Origin of the sequence: Dactylosporangium sp. NPDC005572 (assembly GCF_040605515.1) — a bacterium.
GTDB lineage: Bacteria > Actinomycetota > Actinomycetes > Mycobacteriales > Micromonosporaceae > Dactylosporangium.
Map to the genome: position 1 here is coordinate 1 of NZ_JBEXCY010000252.1, position 15,340 is coordinate 15,340.

The 15,340-nt window shown below is 71.5% G+C and carries 14 protein-coding genes and 2 riboswitches; of the genes, 12 read left to right on the forward strand and 2 right to left on the reverse strand.

Going from position 1 to position 15,340, the window contains the following annotated elements:
• The 4 genes from ABZS66_RS54075 to ABZS66_RS54090 form a co-directional block, all read left to right on the forward strand.
• A partial coding sequence (locus tag ABZS66_RS54075; protein WP_354771491.1) for a carbohydrate ABC transporter permease occupies positions 1-876 on the forward strand: 876 nt, incomplete at its 5' end.
• Between the two features lie 2 nt (positions 877-878).
• Positions 879-1,988, forward strand: coding sequence for an ABC transporter ATP-binding protein (locus ABZS66_RS54080; protein ID WP_354771493.1), 1,110 nt, complete (start codon positions 879-881; stop codon positions 1,986-1,988).
• A complete protein-coding gene (locus ABZS66_RS54085) occupies positions 1,985-2,941 on the forward strand; it encodes an alcohol dehydrogenase catalytic domain-containing protein (RefSeq protein WP_354771495.1) in 957 nt (318 codons plus the stop codon). Before ABZS66_RS54080 ends, ABZS66_RS54085 begins: the two co-directional genes overlap by 4 nt.
• Complete coding sequence (locus ABZS66_RS54090) at positions 2,938-3,660, forward strand: SDR family oxidoreductase (RefSeq protein ID WP_354771497.1); 723 nt, start codon at positions 2,938-2,940, stop codon at positions 3,658-3,660. Before ABZS66_RS54085 ends, ABZS66_RS54090 begins: the two co-directional genes overlap by 4 nt.
• Here the strand turns inward: ABZS66_RS54090 and ABZS66_RS54095 are convergent.
• Positions 3,657-5,015, reverse strand: a complete 1,359-nt coding sequence (locus tag ABZS66_RS54095; RefSeq protein ID WP_354771499.1) for a CoA transferase — start codon at positions 5,013-5,015, stop codon at positions 3,657-3,659. The genes ABZS66_RS54090 and ABZS66_RS54095 overlap by 4 nt on opposite strands.
• A gap of 66 nt (positions 5,016-5,081) precedes the next feature.
• Positions 5,082-5,293: riboswitch (cobalamin riboswitch) on the forward strand.
• A 117-nt stretch (positions 5,294-5,410) separates the two neighbouring features.
• On the opposite strand from ABZS66_RS54095, the gene ABZS66_RS54100 reads away from it, so the two are divergent.
• The 4 genes from ABZS66_RS54100 (at position 5,411) to ABZS66_RS54115 (ending at position 9,874) form a co-directional block, all read left to right on the forward strand.
• Complete coding sequence (locus tag ABZS66_RS54100; RefSeq protein ID WP_354771501.1) at positions 5,411-7,708, forward strand: ribonucleoside-diphosphate reductase subunit alpha; 2,298 nt, start codon at positions 5,411-5,413, stop codon at positions 7,706-7,708.
• A gap of 17 nt (positions 7,709-7,725) precedes the next feature.
• Positions 7,726-8,703, forward strand: coding sequence for a ribonucleotide-diphosphate reductase subunit beta (locus ABZS66_RS54105; protein WP_354771503.1), 978 nt, complete (start codon positions 7,726-7,728; stop codon positions 8,701-8,703).
• 72 nt (positions 8,704-8,775) lie between these two features.
• A riboswitch (cobalamin riboswitch) is annotated at positions 8,776-8,840 on the forward strand.
• Positions 8,841-8,899: 59 nt separating this feature from the next.
• Entirely contained in the window at positions 8,900-9,115 is a 216-nt protein-coding gene (locus ABZS66_RS54110) for a CbtB domain-containing protein (RefSeq protein WP_354771505.1), read from the forward strand.
• Between the two features lie 15 nt (positions 9,116-9,130).
• Positions 9,131-9,874, forward strand: coding sequence for a CbtA family protein (locus ABZS66_RS54115; protein ID WP_354771507.1), 744 nt, complete (start codon positions 9,131-9,133; stop codon positions 9,872-9,874).
• A 70-nt stretch (positions 9,875-9,944) separates the two neighbouring features.
• Here the strand turns inward: ABZS66_RS54115 and ABZS66_RS54120 are convergent, their stop codons facing one another.
• The gene (locus ABZS66_RS54120) at positions 9,945-10,916 is read right to left on the reverse strand and encodes a lipocalin-like domain-containing protein (protein WP_354771509.1); all 972 of its coding nucleotides are present in this window, start codon (positions 10,914-10,916) and stop codon (positions 9,945-9,947) included.
• 672 nt (positions 10,917-11,588) lie between these two features.
• Here ABZS66_RS54120 and ABZS66_RS54125 point away from each other — a divergent pair.
• The 4 genes from ABZS66_RS54125 to ABZS66_RS54140 form a co-directional block, all read left to right on the forward strand.
• Positions 11,589-12,248: an SIS domain-containing protein gene (locus tag ABZS66_RS54125; RefSeq protein ID WP_354771511.1), complete on the forward strand. Its 660-nt coding sequence runs from the start codon at positions 11,589-11,591 to the stop codon at positions 12,246-12,248.
• Positions 12,245-13,306 (forward strand): putative sugar O-methyltransferase, encoded by a 1,062-nt coding sequence (locus tag ABZS66_RS54130; protein WP_354771513.1) that lies wholly within the window; start codon positions 12,245-12,247, stop codon positions 13,304-13,306. Before ABZS66_RS54125 ends, ABZS66_RS54130 begins: the two co-directional genes overlap by 4 nt.
• 20 nt (positions 13,307-13,326) lie before the next feature.
• Entirely contained in the window at positions 13,327-15,102 is a 1,776-nt protein-coding gene (locus ABZS66_RS54135) for a condensation domain-containing protein (protein ID WP_354771515.1), read from the forward strand.
• A gap of 10 nt (positions 15,103-15,112) precedes the next feature.
• Positions 15,113-15,340, forward strand: a 228-nt coding sequence (locus ABZS66_RS54140; protein WP_354771517.1) for a glycosyltransferase, incomplete at its 3' end; no start/stop codon positions are given.

Genomic DNA, 15,340 nt, shown 5'->3' on the forward strand with positions numbered 1-15,340 from the left:
CTACTTCGTCGTCGAGCGGCGCTCGGCGCGGCGGGAGGCACAGTGAGGCGGCTGACCGGAGCGGGCCCCGGCCGGTGGCTCGCGATCCTGGTGCTGGTCCTGGCCGCCGGCTTCCCGGTGTACTGGATGCTCAACACCGCCCTCGCCACCCGGGAGGAGCTGTTCAGCGGGCAGAGCCTGTGGCTACGGCTGCGCCGGCTCCCCGAGATCTTCGACGTCTTCGACAGCGGCGTGCCGCTGCTGCGCTGGCTCACCAACAGCGCGATCGTGGCGTCGGGCACGACGTTCTGCAGCCTGGCGCTCGCCGTGCTGGCCGGGTACGGGCTGTCGCGGTACCGCCGCTTCCACGGCCGCGGACTGCTCGGCTTCGGGCTGTTCGCCACCCAGATGCTGCCCGAGGCGCTGCTCCTCGTGCCGCTCTACACGCTGTTCGTGACGCTCGGGCTGATCAACGGGCTGTTCGGCCTGGTGCTGGCCAACACGGCCTTCGCCATGCCGGTCGCGGCGTGGATCATCAAGTCGGCCGTCGACGGCGTGCCCTACGAGATCGAGGAGGCGGCCCGGGTCGACGGCGCGCCCCGGTTCGTCATCTTCTCCCAGGTCACCCTGCCGCTCGTGGCGCCGTCGGTGGCCGCGGCGGCCGTCATCACCTTCTTCGACGGCTGGAACGAGTACCTGTTCGCCTCGACGTTCATCCGCGACACGGCGAAGTGGCCGGCGAGCAAGGGCCTGTCGTCGTTCATCGGCGAGTTCATCACCCCGCTGTCGACGGTGTTCTCGGCCGCGCTGGTGTTCACCGTTCCCGCCATCGTGTTCTTCCTGTTGGTACAGCGCCGGATCGTGAGCGGTCTCACGTCCGGCTCGGTGAAGGGGTAGGCATGCCAGCCATCGCGTTCCGGGGCATCCGGAAGTCCTACGGCGACACGCCCGTCATCCACGAGTTCTCCACGGACATCCCGGACCGGGAGTTCCTGGTGCTGCTCGGCCCGTCGGGGTGCGGCAAGTCCACCATGCTGCGCATGATCGCCGGGCTCATCGACATCACCGACGGCGACCTGCTCTTCGACGGTCAACGGGTCAACGACCTGGAGCCCAGGCAGCGCAACGTCGCGTTCGTCTTCCAGTCCTACGCGCTCTACCCGCACAAGACGGTGCGGGCCAACATCGCCTTCCCGCTGCTGATGAGCCGCTTCCGCTGGTGGCAGCACATCCCGGTGGTCGGCATGGTGGCGCGCTGGCGGGCGATGCGCGACCCGGCGATCGCCGGGAGCATCGAGCGCATCGCCGCGACCATGGAGCTCACGCCGTACCTCGACCGCCGGCCCCGCACCCTGTCCGGGGGGCAGCGGCAGCGGGTCGCGCTGGCCCGGGCGCTGGTGCGCGAGCCCTCGATCTACCTGCTGGACGAGCCGCTGTCCAACCTGGACGCCAAGCTGCGCGCGCAGATGCGCACCGAGATCACGGCGCTGCACCGGCGGGTGGGGGCGAGCTTCATCTACGTGACGCACGACCAGGTCGAGGCGATGACCATGGGCACCCGCATCATCCTGCTCAACGACGGCGTCGTGCAGCAGCACGGGACCCCGCAGGAGATCTACGACCGGCCGGCGAACACCTTCGTGGCCCGGTTCATCGGCTCGCCGGCCATGAACCTGCTGCCCGCCACGGTCAAGGACGGACAGGCCACGATCGACGGCGGTGCTCAAGTGCCCGCCGCCGGAGTGCCCGACGGCCCGGCCCTGCTCGGGGTGCGGCCCGAGAAGGTGCAGATCGCCGCGACCGGGCTACCCGCTGTGGTGGCGGTGGTCGAACGGCTCGGCGCCGAAACGATCGTCGGGTTTCGGCTCGGGTCGGGCGCCGTGCGGGACCTGCATTACGCGAAGGTGCCGGGCAACGCCGACCTCGCCGTCGACGACGAGTGCATGGTGCGGCTCGACCTGAGCGGCGCCTGCTGGTTCGACAGCACCACCGGGGAGCGTGTCGCATGAGGGCACTGCTGTACGCCGGGCCGCTCGAGCTCGTCGTCACCGACCTCGACGTGCCGGTTCCCGCCGACGACGAGGTGCTGGTGCGGGTCGCCGCGGCCGGGGTCTGCGGATCCGAGGTGGAGGGGTTCGCCACCCGCAGCCCGTTCCGCACGCCGCCGCTGGTGATGGGGCACGAGTTCGCGGGCCACCTCGCGGACGACAGCCTGGTCACGGTCAACCCGCTGGTGGCGTGCGGCGCCTGCGGCAACTGCCGGCGCGGGCGCACGAACATCTGCGACCGCCGCAGCATCCTCGGCATCCACCGGGCGGGTGGCTTCGCCGAGTACGTGGCCGTGCCGCGGGCCAACGTCCACCCGCTGCCGGCCGGCGTGTCGCCGCAGCGTGGCGCGTTCGTCGAACCCCTCGCCAACGCCGTGCACGCCGCGAACCTGGTCGCCGACCGGCTCGCCCCGGACGCCCGGGTCGGCGTGATCGGCGCCGGCATGCTCGGCACCGCGGTCCTGCTGGTGCTGCGCAGCCTCGGCCTGACCGGCGTCCACGTCGCCGACCTGGTCGAGCCGCGCCTCGCGACCGCGGTCCAGGCCGGCGCCGAGCACACTGGGCAGCGGCTGACCGGCACCTTCGACGTCATCCTGGACACCGTGGGCACGGCCGGCACCCGGGCCGACTCCGTCGGCCTGCTGCACCCGGGCGGCGCCGCGGTCTGGCTCGGCCTGCACGCCGCGGAGTCCGATGTGGACTGCCGGGCGATGATCCGGGCGGAGAAGGCGGTGCTGGGCAGCTTCTGCTACACCGACGCCGAGTTCGCGGCGGCCGTGCCGCTCGTCGCCGGCCTCGACGAGGACTGGCTGGAGCTGCGGGACCTCGCCGACGGCGTCGCGGTGTTCGACGAGCTGATGCGCGGCCCGGCAGCGCGCATCAAGACCATGCTGGTGCCCGGGGGGATTCGATGAGCCGCACGGTGGTGGTGTCGGGCGGCGGCACCGGCATCGGCCGGGCGGTCGCCGCGACGTTCGCCGGCCGCGGCGACCGCGTGGTCCTGGTCGGCCGGCGGGAGCCGACGCTGCGGGCCGCGGCGGAGGCCCTCGGGGCGACCCCGGTCGCCGCCGACCTGAGCACCGCCGACGGTTGCGCGCGGGTGGCCGACGCGGTGGACCGGGTGGACGTGATCGTGGCCGGCGCCGGGGGCACCAGCGCCGCGGTACCGACCGAACTGGACGCGATCGCCCGGGAATGGCGGGCCGACTTCGACCAGAACGTGCTGACCGCCGTGCTGCTGGTGGCCGCGCTGCGGCCGAAGCTCGCACTCGCCGAGCACGGCCGGGTCGTCGGCATCGGCTCCATCGGCGCCCAGCTGGGCAGCGGCTACAGCGGCTCGTACGGCGCGGCGAAGGCGGCCCTGCACGCGTGGATCTTCTGGCTCGCCGCGGAGCTCGGCCCGACCGGGGCCACCGCCAACCTGGTACTGCCCGGCTACGTGCCGGCCACCGAGTTCTTCGGCGACCGGATGAACCCCGAGTTCCACCGGGCCAGGGTCGAGCGCACCCTGGTCGGGCGGGCCGGCGCCCCTGACGACGTCGCGGCCACGGTCGCCTTCCTGGCCTCCCCGGAGGCCTCGTTCGTCACGGGGCAGCTGGTGGGCGTCAACGGCGGAACGGTCCTGGGGCGTTAGCGCCAGGCGGCGCGGGACTGCCCGTACGCCGGCGGCAGGTGGGGCCAGCTCAGTGGCCGGCCGTCGAGTCGTCCGGGCGGGCCGATGCCGCTCCACCCGTTGCCGAGGGCCACCCGGTGGGCGTCCGGCTGCGGCTCGCCGCCGGTGTCCCGGCGGGTGGCGTCGACGCCCTGGTCGAGCAGCCATCGCGCGGTCCGGGTGAGTGACACCGACACGTGCGCGCCTTCGCCGGTCCGCGCGCGACGGGCCAGCGCGGTCAGGACGCCGGCCGCGAGGAGGTAGCCGGAGGCGTGGTCGAGCAGCTGGCACGGCAGCGCGCCGGGGCGGGTGCCGTCGGCGGTGGCGGCCCAGCCGATGCCCGTGGCGATCTGGACGAGGCTGTCGAAGCCGCGGCGCCGGCCCCACTCGCCGGCGGTTCCCCACGCCGACAGCGTGGCGACGACGGTGCCCGGATGCCGCTCGGCGATCTGGTCCGGGTCGAGGCCCAGGCGGCGCAGCGCGCCCGGCCGGTAGCCGGTCACGACCACGTCGGCCTCGGCGACCAGCCGGTGCAGGGTGTCCCCGCCCTGCGGGGTGCCCGCGTCCAGCAGGGTGCTCGCCTTGCCGATGACGCCGTCGACGGCGTGCAACGGCAGTTCCGGGCGGTTCGGGTCGTCGACGCGCAGCACGTCGGCGCCGAGGGCGCCCAGCATCCGGGTGCCGACCGGCCCGGCGATGACCCTGGTCAGGTCCAGCACCCGCAGGTGCGACGCCGGCAGCGGACCGGGCGGCGGCAGCGGTGCCCCGGCGCCGCCCGGCTCGACGGAGACCAGCGCGGCGGCGTCGGCAGGCCACTGATCCCGGGTGCGCGCGGCGACGGCCAGCCCACCGGCTGCGTACACCGAGCGCTCCACCTCCACCGCCGCCCGGTTGGCGAGCACGCCGGCCAGCCGGGGCTGCACCTCGCCGTCCGGGCCGTCGTCGACCCCGAGCGCCGCCAGCAGCGCCGCGCGGTGCCACGGATAGTTCGCATGGGTGCGCACCCAGCCGTCCGCCGCCGGCCACAGCCGCGACAACGGCGCGAAACCGTCGATGCCCCGCCCCGCCGGATCGCGCAGCAGCACCTCGCTGCGCACCGCCGCCGCCACGTGGGCGGTGTCGAGGACGACCTCGGGCCGCCGGCCGCCGCGCGCCCGGGCCAGCTCCGCGGCCGCGGCAAGACAGGCGGACACGGACGCCACGGCGCACTCCGCGACCGCGAGCGGCGAGGCCAGCCCGGCCGGCCGGGGGTCGCCCACGATCTGTGGACCCTCGGCCCCCGTCAGGCCGAGCTCTGTCAGGCCCAGCTCCGTCAGCACATCCCGCTGCGCGTTCACACGTCGATTGTGCCGTGACACGCCCGGGCCACATGTGGTGTTTCGCTTTCCCGATGGTTCCCATATATGGTGTTGCCCGCAGCTGGTTCGGCCGGCCCCTCGCGGGGCGGTCGTGGCAACAGGGAACCCGGTGGGAATCCGGGACTGCCCCGCAGCGGTGAGTGGGAACGAAAGCCGTCAACGAAGCACTGGACCCCACAGTCTGGGAAGCGACGGCCGGTAGGCGACCTCGGTCATGCCCGCGAGTCCGAAGACCTGCCAGCGCACCGCGGACCAGAAGGGGTCCGCGGTGGTCGGAGGCCGCGCGGGACGGCCGACGCCAGGATCCGGGGTCACCCGGTGGCGTCCCCCTGCGCGCGTGTCCGGCCGTCCGGAGCGTGGACGAGGGGGACACGATGACGCAGATGCGCGTGCGCAAGCGCAGCGGCGACCTGGAGCCGGTCGACGTCGGCCGGATCGTCGCGGCGGTCGAGCGGTGGGCCGGCGACCTGGACGAGGTCGACCCGCTGCGGGTGGCGACGAGGACGATCAGCGGCCTCTACGACGGGGCGAGCACGGCCGAGCTGGACAAGCTGTCCATCCAGACCGCGGCCGAGCTGATCGGGGAGGAGCCGCAGTACTCCCGGCTCGCCGCGCGGCTGCTCGCCGCGTACGTCGACCAGGAGGTGCGCGGCCAGGGCGTCGCGAGCTTCAGCCAGTCGATCCGGTACGGCCACCAGCAGGGGCTCATCGGCGACGCGACGGCCGCGTTCGTGGCGGCCAACGCCGGTGAGCTCGACGCCGCCGTGGACGCCGGCGGTGACCTGCGGTTCGAGTACTTCGGCCTGCGGACGGTCGCCGACCGGTACCTGCTGCGCCACCCGCACACGCGACTGGTGGTGGAGACGCCGCAGTACTGGCTGCTGCGGGTGGCGTGCGGGTTGTCGCAGACGCCCGGGGAGGCGGCCGGCTTCTACCGGCTGATGTCCTCGCTCGCCTACCTGCCCAGCTCGCCGACGCTGTTCAACTCGGGCACCCGGCACACCCAGATGTCGTCGTGCTTCCTGGTCGACTCGCCGAAGGACGAGCTGGACTCGATCTACGAGCGATACCACCAGGTGGCGAAGCTGTCGAAGTTCTCCGGCGGGATCGGCATCTCGTGGTCGCGGGTGCGCGGCCGTGGCGCGCTCATCCGCGGCACGAACGGCCGCTCGAACGGGATCGTTCCCTTCCTCAAGACGCTCGACGCCGGCGTCGCCGCGGTCAACCAGGGCGGCCGGCGCAAGGGCGCGGCCTGCGTGTACCTCGAGCCGTGGCACCCGGACGTCGAGGAGTTCCTGGAGCTGCGCGACAACACCGGCGAGGAGTCCCGCCGTACCCACAACCTCAACCTCGCCAACTGGCTGCCGGACGAGTTCATGTGCCGTGTCGAGGCCGACGGGGACTGGTCCCTGATCGACCCGTCCGACGCCCCTGCGCTGCCGGATCTGTTCGGCGAGGCGTTCGACGAGGCGTACCGGGCGGCCGAGAAGCACGCGGTGCGCACGGTCAAGGCCCGCGAGCTGTACGGCAGGATGATGCGCACCCTCGCGCAGACCGGCAACGGCTGGATGACCTTCAAGGACCGCGCCAACGCGCTGTCGAACCAGACCGGCGCGCCCGGCAACACCGTCCACCTGTCGAACCTGTGCACCGAGATCCTCGAGGTGAACAGCGACGACGAGACCGCGGTGTGCAACCTCGGCTCGGTCAACCTCGGCGCGCACGTCACCGCGGACGGCGTCGACTGGGAGCGGCTGCGGGCGACGGTCCGCACCGCCGTGGTGTTCCTCGACCGGGTCATCGACATCAACTACTACCCGTCGGCGCAGGCCGCGGCGTCGAACCCGCGCTGGCGCCCGGTCGGCCTCGGCCTGATGGGCCTGCAGGACGCGTTCTTCACCCTGCGGCTGCCGTTCGACTCCGCCGCGGCGCGGGCGCTGTCGACGCGGGTCCAGGAGGAGATCTTCCTGACCGCGCTGGAGACCTCGGCCGACCTGGCCGAGCGGTTCGGCCCGCACCCGGCGTTCGCCGAGACCCGCGCGGCCGGCGGTGTGCTGCATCCGGACCTGTGGGGTGCCTCCACGGATGGTGCGCGCTGGGCGGCGCTGCGCGCGCGGATCGGGGAGACCGGCCTGCGCAACTCGCTGCTGATCGCGATCGCGCCCACGGCGACGATCGCCTCGATCGCCGGCTGCTACGAGTGCATCGAGCCGCAGGTGTCCAACCTGTTCAAGCGCGAGACGATGTCGGGGGAGTTCCTGCAGGTCAACACGTACCTGGTCGGGGAGCTCAAGGCGCGCGGGCTGTGGACCGCGGCCGTCCGGGACCGGATCAAGCGGGCCGAGGGCTCGGTGCAGGCGATCGCCGAACTGCCGGTCGACGTGCGTGAGCTGTACCGGACCGCGTGGGAGCTGCCGCAGCGGGCACTCATCGACCTCGCCGCCGCCCGCGCGCCCTACATCGACCAGTCCCAGTCGCTGAACCTGTTCATGAGCGCTCCCACGATCGGCAAGCTGTCCTCGATGTACCTGCACGCCTGGAAGTCGGGGTTGAAGACCACGTACTACCTGCGGTCACGCCCCGCGACCCGCATCCTGCAGGCCACCGTGCCGGTGCTCGAACCGGTTGCCTGCTCGCTGGAGAACCCCGAGTCGTGCGAGGCCTGCCAGTGAGCCTCCTCGATCCGGGCATGGACCTGACGCTGCGGCCCATGCGGTACCCCCACTTCTTCGAGCGGTTCAAGGACGCGATCCGCAACACCTGGACCGTCGAGGAGGTCGACCTGCACGCAGACCTCGCCGACCTGTCCAAGCTCTCGCCGGCCGAGCGGCACCTCGTGTCCCGGCTCGTGGCGTTCTTCGCCACCGGCGACACGATCGTCGCCAACAACCTGGTGCTCAACCTGTACCAGCACGTCAACTCGCCCGAGGGTCGGCTCTACCTGTCCCGGCAGCTGTTCGAGGAGGCCGTGCACGTCCAGTTCTACCTGAACCTCCTCGACACCTACGTGCCCGACGAGCAGGAGCGCTTCGCCGCGTTCGCGGCCGTCGAGCACATCCCGTCGATCGCCCGCAAGGCCGAGTTCTGCTTCCGGTGGATCGACTCCATCCACGGGCTGCGCGCGCTCGCGTCGCCGGAGGACCGGCGGGCGTTCCTGCTCAACCTGATCTGCTTCGCCGCGTGCATCGAGGGCCTGTTCTTCTACGGCGCCTTCGCCTACGTGTACTTCCTGCGCTCCCGGGGCCTGCTGCACGGGCTCGCGTCGGGCACCAACTGGGTGTTCCGCGACGAGTCGATGCACATGGCGTTCGCCTTCGACGTCGTCGACACGGTCCGCGCCGAGGAGCCGGACCTGTTCGACGACGCGCTGGAGCGGCAGGTGCGCGACATGCTGGCCGAAGCCGTCGACTGCGAGGCCCAGTTCGCCGCCGACCTGCTCGAACAGGGCATCTCCGGCCTCTCCCTGGTCGACATGCGCGAGTACCTCCAGCACGTCGCCGATCGGCGGCTCGCGCGGCTGGACATGGCCCCGCTCTACGGCAGCCGCAACCCGTTCGCGTTCATGGAGCTCCAGGACGTGCAGGAGCTGTCGAACTTTTTCGAACGGCGGGTGTCGGCCTACCAGGTCGGCGTCACGGGGACGGTGCGCTTCGACGACGACTTCTGACGCGTGTAGTGATCTTCACATCGATTGACAGGCAGCAACGGTGACCGTACCGTCCGAAACGTGACGGTGCGCGGAAGCCGGTGCAAGCCCGGCGCGGTCGCGCCACTGTAACCGCCGCAAAACGGCGGAAGCCAGACCCGGACATCGTCACGGACAACCGCTCACGGGACGCGCCATCCCACAGAAGGGCTCCATCATGGCAACCATCTCCACCACGCCGGGCACCACCACCGCACCGGCTCCGATCCCGCTCAAGCAGATCGCCCCGTGGGCGATCTTCGGCGCCGTCCTGGCCGTCGTGCTGCTGTACTTCGTCGGTGCCGAGCAGGGCATCACCTCGGTGTTCTCCGGCGAGAACGTGCACGAGTTCGTCCACGACGGCCGGCACCTGCTCGGCTTCCCCTGCCACTGAGCGGGGGCCGAGATCATGCTGTCCGCCCGCACCCTGCTCGTCCGCGGCATGCTCGTCGGCATCGCCGCGGGTCTCGCCGCCTTCGTGTTCGCCTACCTGTTCGGCGAGGGCCCCATCAACGACGCGATCGCGTTCGAGGAGGCCCACGCCGCCCACGACGGTGAGGCCGGGCACGAGGCGGTGAGCCGCACGGTCCAGAGCACGCTGGGCCTCGGCGTCGCCAACCTCATCTACGGCATCGCCCTGGGCGGCCTGTTCGCGATCGCCGTCGCGGTCGCCGTCGGCCGCCTCGGCAGGCTGTCGGCCCGCGCGACGGCCGGGATCGTCGCCCTGGCCGGCTTCGTCGGCGTCGCTCTGATCCCGTTCCTGAAGTACCCGGCCAACCCGCCCGCGACCGGCAACCCGGACACGCTGCGCCAGCGCACCGGCCTGTACTTCCTGATGATCGTCATCGGCGTCGCCGTGGTGATCGGCACGCTGGTCGTCGCGAAGATGCTCCAGCCCCGCCTGGGCACCTGGAACGCGACCACGGTCGCCGCCCTGGGCGCGGTCGTCGTCACCGGCGCCGCCGTGGCCCTGCTACCCGGCGTCAACGAGGTTCCCGAGGGATTCTCACCGGTACTGCTGTGGCAGTTCCGCCTGGCGTCGCTCGGCACACAGGCCGTCATGTGGGCCACGCTCGGCCTGCTGTTCGGCTACCTCACGGAGCGCAGCCAGCAGCGCTCGGTCCCCGCGGCCGTCACACCGGTCGCCGTCTGACCTGCTGCTGCTGCGGGCGGCGGTGGGGCCCTCCGGACCTCACCGCCGCCCGCTCCCTCCATCGTCGCCGTCAGTCGACGTAGGTGTGCTCGAAGATCAGCCGGTTGGTGCCCTGCCGCTCCTCGCCGCCGATGCGCGCCCGGAGGGTGGCGTTGCCGGACAGCCGCCGGTAGTGCATGCCGTGCTCGGCGTACCCGCGCAGCAGGTGCGTGCCGGTCAGCTCGACGCCGACCTCGTCGGCGCTGTCGGGGTCGTGCCAGTCGAAGCGCAGGCGGTCGGGGATCCGTTCGCCGTCCTCCTCGCGCCAGTCGTCGACCGTCACCGCCCCGTCGCGATCGGTCCTGATCGGCATCCGGCCGTCGGGCGAGAAGATCATGAAGGGGAGCGTGACGCCGCCGGCGGCCGGCCTGCTCGTCTCGGCGCCGAAGATGATCGTGTCGTCGCCGAACTGGCCGCGCCCCCAGTACCACTCCTGGAGGAACTCCCGGAACCCGGTGTCGTACCAGTTGTGGTCGTGGTAGCCCTCCCCGGCGACCGGCACCAGGTCACCGCCGACGACGACGGTCCCGGTGACGTCGGCCCGGGGGAGCGGCACGACCCACCCGGCGTGCTGGCCGCTCGGGCCGAGCAGCTTGCGCCCGGTGCCGATGCGGGCGCAGGGCACGGTCGCGGTGAACGTCAGGTCGAGCGAGACCTGCGGGTCCCGGGTGACGACCTGGTAGGTGCGCAGGTCGCCGCTGATGTGGTTGGGCCCGATCCGCACGTCGCACCGGTCCTCCTGGGCCGCGAACCACTCGGCCGGGAACTCTGGCTGGACCTGGGTCGAGACGCCCTCCGGCGACACGTACTGCACCCGGACGGTGGGGCGCAGCGGCGGGCTGACGTCGCCGCCGGGCGGTTTGGTGGCGACGGTGACGGCGACGGTACCGCCGTCGGTGAACTGCGCGTCGAAGTACCACCATTCGAGATGCCCCGGCCCGGTCGGCTCCCGCTCGCCGTCCTCCCAGGGTGCGAACGGTCGGGCGCCATCCTGTCCGGTCATGAATTCGGTCATGAAACGGTCCACGGTCATGACGTTCACCCCTTGCCGATAGCGACGACGCCCTTTGCCGATGAGCACGACTCCGAGCACCAGCAGGGCGACGAACAACACGGTGGTGTTCTCCCGCACGAACCAGTTCCTGGCCGTCAACTGTCGGCGGCACCCACGAGAGCGCCGCCACCCCGGGCGGAGGAGCCGGCCGCGGGCCGGCGCCCGGTCGACCGCCGATCATTGCCGAGGTCCGGGAACCGATGATGTGAAAGGTTCATCGGCATCGTCCGCCGCGAATGCACCGACCACATTCCTGAGCTCCGGCGAACGCCCCGCCCCGCGCCGTCCTCGACAGCGGCGTCTGGGCATTGCGACGAGCACCGTCCACATCAGGGCATCGACGGGCATCCCTCAACTGTGGGTACGGCCGCCGTGTGACGAAAAGACTGGGGTTGCCATAGCAATCGATCATTGTTACTTTGCCGGTGGTCACGGGGGAACGGCGACCTAACGCAGCGCTGCGGTCTGTCACCGTCCTCGCCCACGTGTCGAGGAGGTGCCTGCGTTGGTCAAGCCGCAGCGGGCGGACGGAAGTCTCCGACGGATTCGCAAGATACGCCCAGGATGTGATCAGCAGGTCCAATTAGGACCTTGCCCGGCCGTGCCTCGATGACCGCGTCCGTGAACGCCGACATCGGTCCGGCGACGGAGCCGAACGTGGTCTCCGCCGGGGCGGAGACCGTGGTCAAGCAGTACGTCGACGATTTGACGCTGGCCCTCGCCCAGCTCGAGACCGGTTCGATGACCGATCTGCTGGAGGCGCTGGTTCTCGCGCTGCACGCGGGAAGCCGGGTATTCGTGGCCGGCAATGGCGGCAGCAGCACGGCGGCGATTCACATCGCCAGTGATCTGATGGCGGCCTCGGGCACGCTCGGCAGCGCACCGCAGGTCGTGGCGTTGACCGAGAACATCGCCCGGGTCACCGCCATCGCGAACGACCACTCCTACGACGAGATCTTCTCGCACCAGCTGATGGGCTGGGGCAGGCCGCGCGACGTGGTGCTGCTGCTGAGCGTCAGCGGTCGCTCGGCCAACCTGGTCCGGGCCGCCAGAGCCGGTCGTGACCTGGGGATGACCGTGCTGGCGGCGCTCGGCAACGCCGGTGACCTCGCGCGGCTCGCCGACCGGCGCGTCGTCTTCGGGCAGGCCGACTACGGCCTCACCGAGGACCTGCACGTCGCGCTCGGTCACATGGCGGTACGAGTGCTGCGCGGCGGCGACGCCTGCCGATACACGGCCGATGCCGCGTCGGAGCGCGCAGAGATTGGCGATCTCCAGTGAATCACCTCAGGGCCAGGATCTTTCTTACCGTTCGCTACATCATCGGCCTGTTCGGACTCACCCTGACCCGAACCTCGACCGAGCTCACCAGCTACCACATCCATGCGGGCCATGGGCGCCACGACGATGCACGACCGATTCCGGCCGACGTGGCCGCCGTGCTCACCGACCGGCATCCCGACCTCGTGCAGTTGCGGACGCGCTATCGCCGGCTGACATCGCCGTTCAAGCCCGGTCGTTTCTGGCGGCGGAGCCGACGCCTACGCGACTTCGATCTCAAGTACTTTCGTGGCGACAACGCCTACGTCTGGCAGCTGCGCCACCTCGGCGGCGACGCCCGGCTGAAGTATTTCCTTTTCGCGCGGTACATCAGCTCCCTCGATACCCACAAGCTCCTCGAGCGCACGAGTGAGGACGGCGCGTTCGGCTGCTGGACGTTCGACTTCCACGGACTGCCGACGTCGAGCCGGGATCTGCTCGACTCGATCAACGAGATCTACCTGCTGGACCGGCATTGGGGACTGCTGTCCAGAATGGACTGCACCGTCGTGGACATCGGCGCCGGATACGGCCGGCTCGCCCACCGCATGGTGGAGACCGTTCCCGGGCTGAAGCACTACTTCTGCGTCGACGCGATTCCGGAGTCGACGTTCCTCAGCGAGCAGTATCTGCAGTACCGCAAGGTCGACCACAAGGCGATCGTGCTGCGGCTCGACGAGATGGCGGACCGGCTGGAGGCGGAGCGGCCGGACCTGGCGGTCAACATCCACAGCTTCTCGGAGATGCCGATCTCCGTGATCGAGGCGTGGATAGAGCTACTGGCCCGGTGCGGCGTGCCCACGCTCATGATCGTGCCCAACGAGGGCGACCGGTTGCTGAGCCTGGAGGACGACTACCGGCGGCTGGACTTCACCCCGGTGCTGGAGCGCCACGGCTACGTCCTCGCCGTCCGCGAGCCGACCGTCACCGACCCGGACGTGCGCGAGCTGGCCGGGGCCGGCGACTGGTTCATGCTCTACCGCCGCGCCGGCGCGGACCCGACACCCGACGCGCCATGACGGGCAGCGCGGTGAGCGACGTGACCACGCGCGACCGGGTGTCGCTGGAGTTCACCGGGCTGGACGAGGGTGTCGGCGAGCTGACCTGGGGACAGCGGTTCGTCTGGAACATCCTGCAGTCACTGGCTCCGGCGAACCACTACCTCAACATCCGGTTCCGGGTACACCTGCCGAGCGACGTCACCCGCGAGCGGGTGCTGGCTGCCCTGCACACCCTGGTCCGCCGGCACGACGTGCTCCGGACCCGGTTTCCCGTCGGCCCGGACGGCGAGCCCGAACAGCATTGCGATGCTTCCGGTGACCTACCGGTGGAGATCTGCCGGACCGACCCCGGCCGTGTCCGCCGACTCGCCGAACAGGACGAGGAGCGGCTCTGGCGGGAGCCGTTCCGGCACGAGGCCGAGTGGCCGCTGCGGGTGAGCGTCATCGTCGCCGGCGGTCGTCCCCGGCAGGTCGTGTTCGTGTTCTCCCATCTCGCGGCCGACGCCTGGGGATGCTCCGTGCTCCGCCGGGAGTTCCTCGACCTGCTGCGCAGCGACCGTGCCGCGCCGGCCCTCGCCGGTTGGCGGCCGCTGGCCCGGGCCGAGTTCGAGCTGTCGCCGCCGGGACGCGATGCCAACGACCGCTCCCTGGCCTATTGGCGCCGGGTGCTGGAGACGACACCGCAGACCGCCTTCCCCACCCTGCAGGAGGCCGGCGAGTCCCCGCGCTTTCCGGGCCTCGGCCTCCACTCGGTGGCGCTGGCGGCAGCCGCGCAGGCGGTCGCGGCGCGGCACCGGGTCGGACCCGCCGCCGTCCTGCTGGCCGCGCTGTCGACGATCATCGGCATCAGGACCGGAACGGACATCGTGCCGCTGTTCCTCGCGGCGGGCAATCGGTTCACGCCGGTGGACGCCGCCTCGGTCGGGACCTTCTACCAGGGTGCGCCGGTGCTGACCCGGCTGGACACCGGGTCGCTGGCCGGCACCATCCGCAATGCACATCAGGTGTCGACACTGGCGTACCTGCGCGGTCAGAGCGACCCGCGGGACGTCGCGCGGCTGCTGGACACCGTGAACCACCGGCGAGGTCTCGACATCGACCTGTCGAGCACCGTGAACGTGGTGCCCGAGCCCGGTGCCGCGGGGCCGCCGCCCACCATCCGTGACGTCGCCGAACTGCGGGAGCTGACGGCGTCCACCCGCGTGTCGGACCTCGAGGGCCGGGACAGCGAGCGGCTGAAGTTGTACCTGCACGTCAAGTCCCTGCGCTCGCGCGCGGTCATCGAGCTCTTCTGCGACAGTCGCTACCTGACCGCCCCCGCGGCGCGGCAGGCCCTGGCCGGGCTGGAACTCGTGCTGATCGAGCTGCTCGAGGCAGGGGACCTGAGCATCGACCGGGTCGCCGACCTGGTCGGGATCGCACCGCTCGCGAGGCCGCGCAGCTGCGTCGCCGTCGACAACTGCTGGATCGACGTGGACGCGGTTCGCGGGCTGCTCGGCGATCTGCCGGAGACGGTCGCGGCCCAGGCGTTCGTGGTCGGTCCGGACGACGGCCCGGCGCGGTTGGTCGCCTACGTCGTGGCCGCGCAGCCGACGACGCCCGAGCGGTTGCACGCCGCCCTGCTGCGCCGGCTCGACGGGCACCTGAGCATGACGCCGCAGTGGTACGTCGTCTGCCGTACCGCTCCCGCCCGGCCGGAGTCCCGCGCCGAGTGGGAGCGCCAGCCGGTGCTCCTGCAGGGCAGTGGCCGGGCCGGCGGGCAGCTCGCCGACACAGATTCGACGCCGTCCATCGATGCTCACCGGGGGGCCTAGCGTGCTGTCCGTGATCATTCCCGCGTACAACCAGGTCAAGTGCCTGGACCTGACGCTCGGATCCCTCGTCGGCCAGACGGCCGACCGGGACCAGTTCGAGGTGATCGTGGTCGACGACGCGTCCGTCCAGGATGTGCGTGCGGTGGTCCGTCGCCACGAGGCCCAGCTGCAGTTGCGGTATGTCCGGCACGGATCCAACCGGGGCAGGTCGGCCGCGCGGAACCTCGGGGTCGCCCAG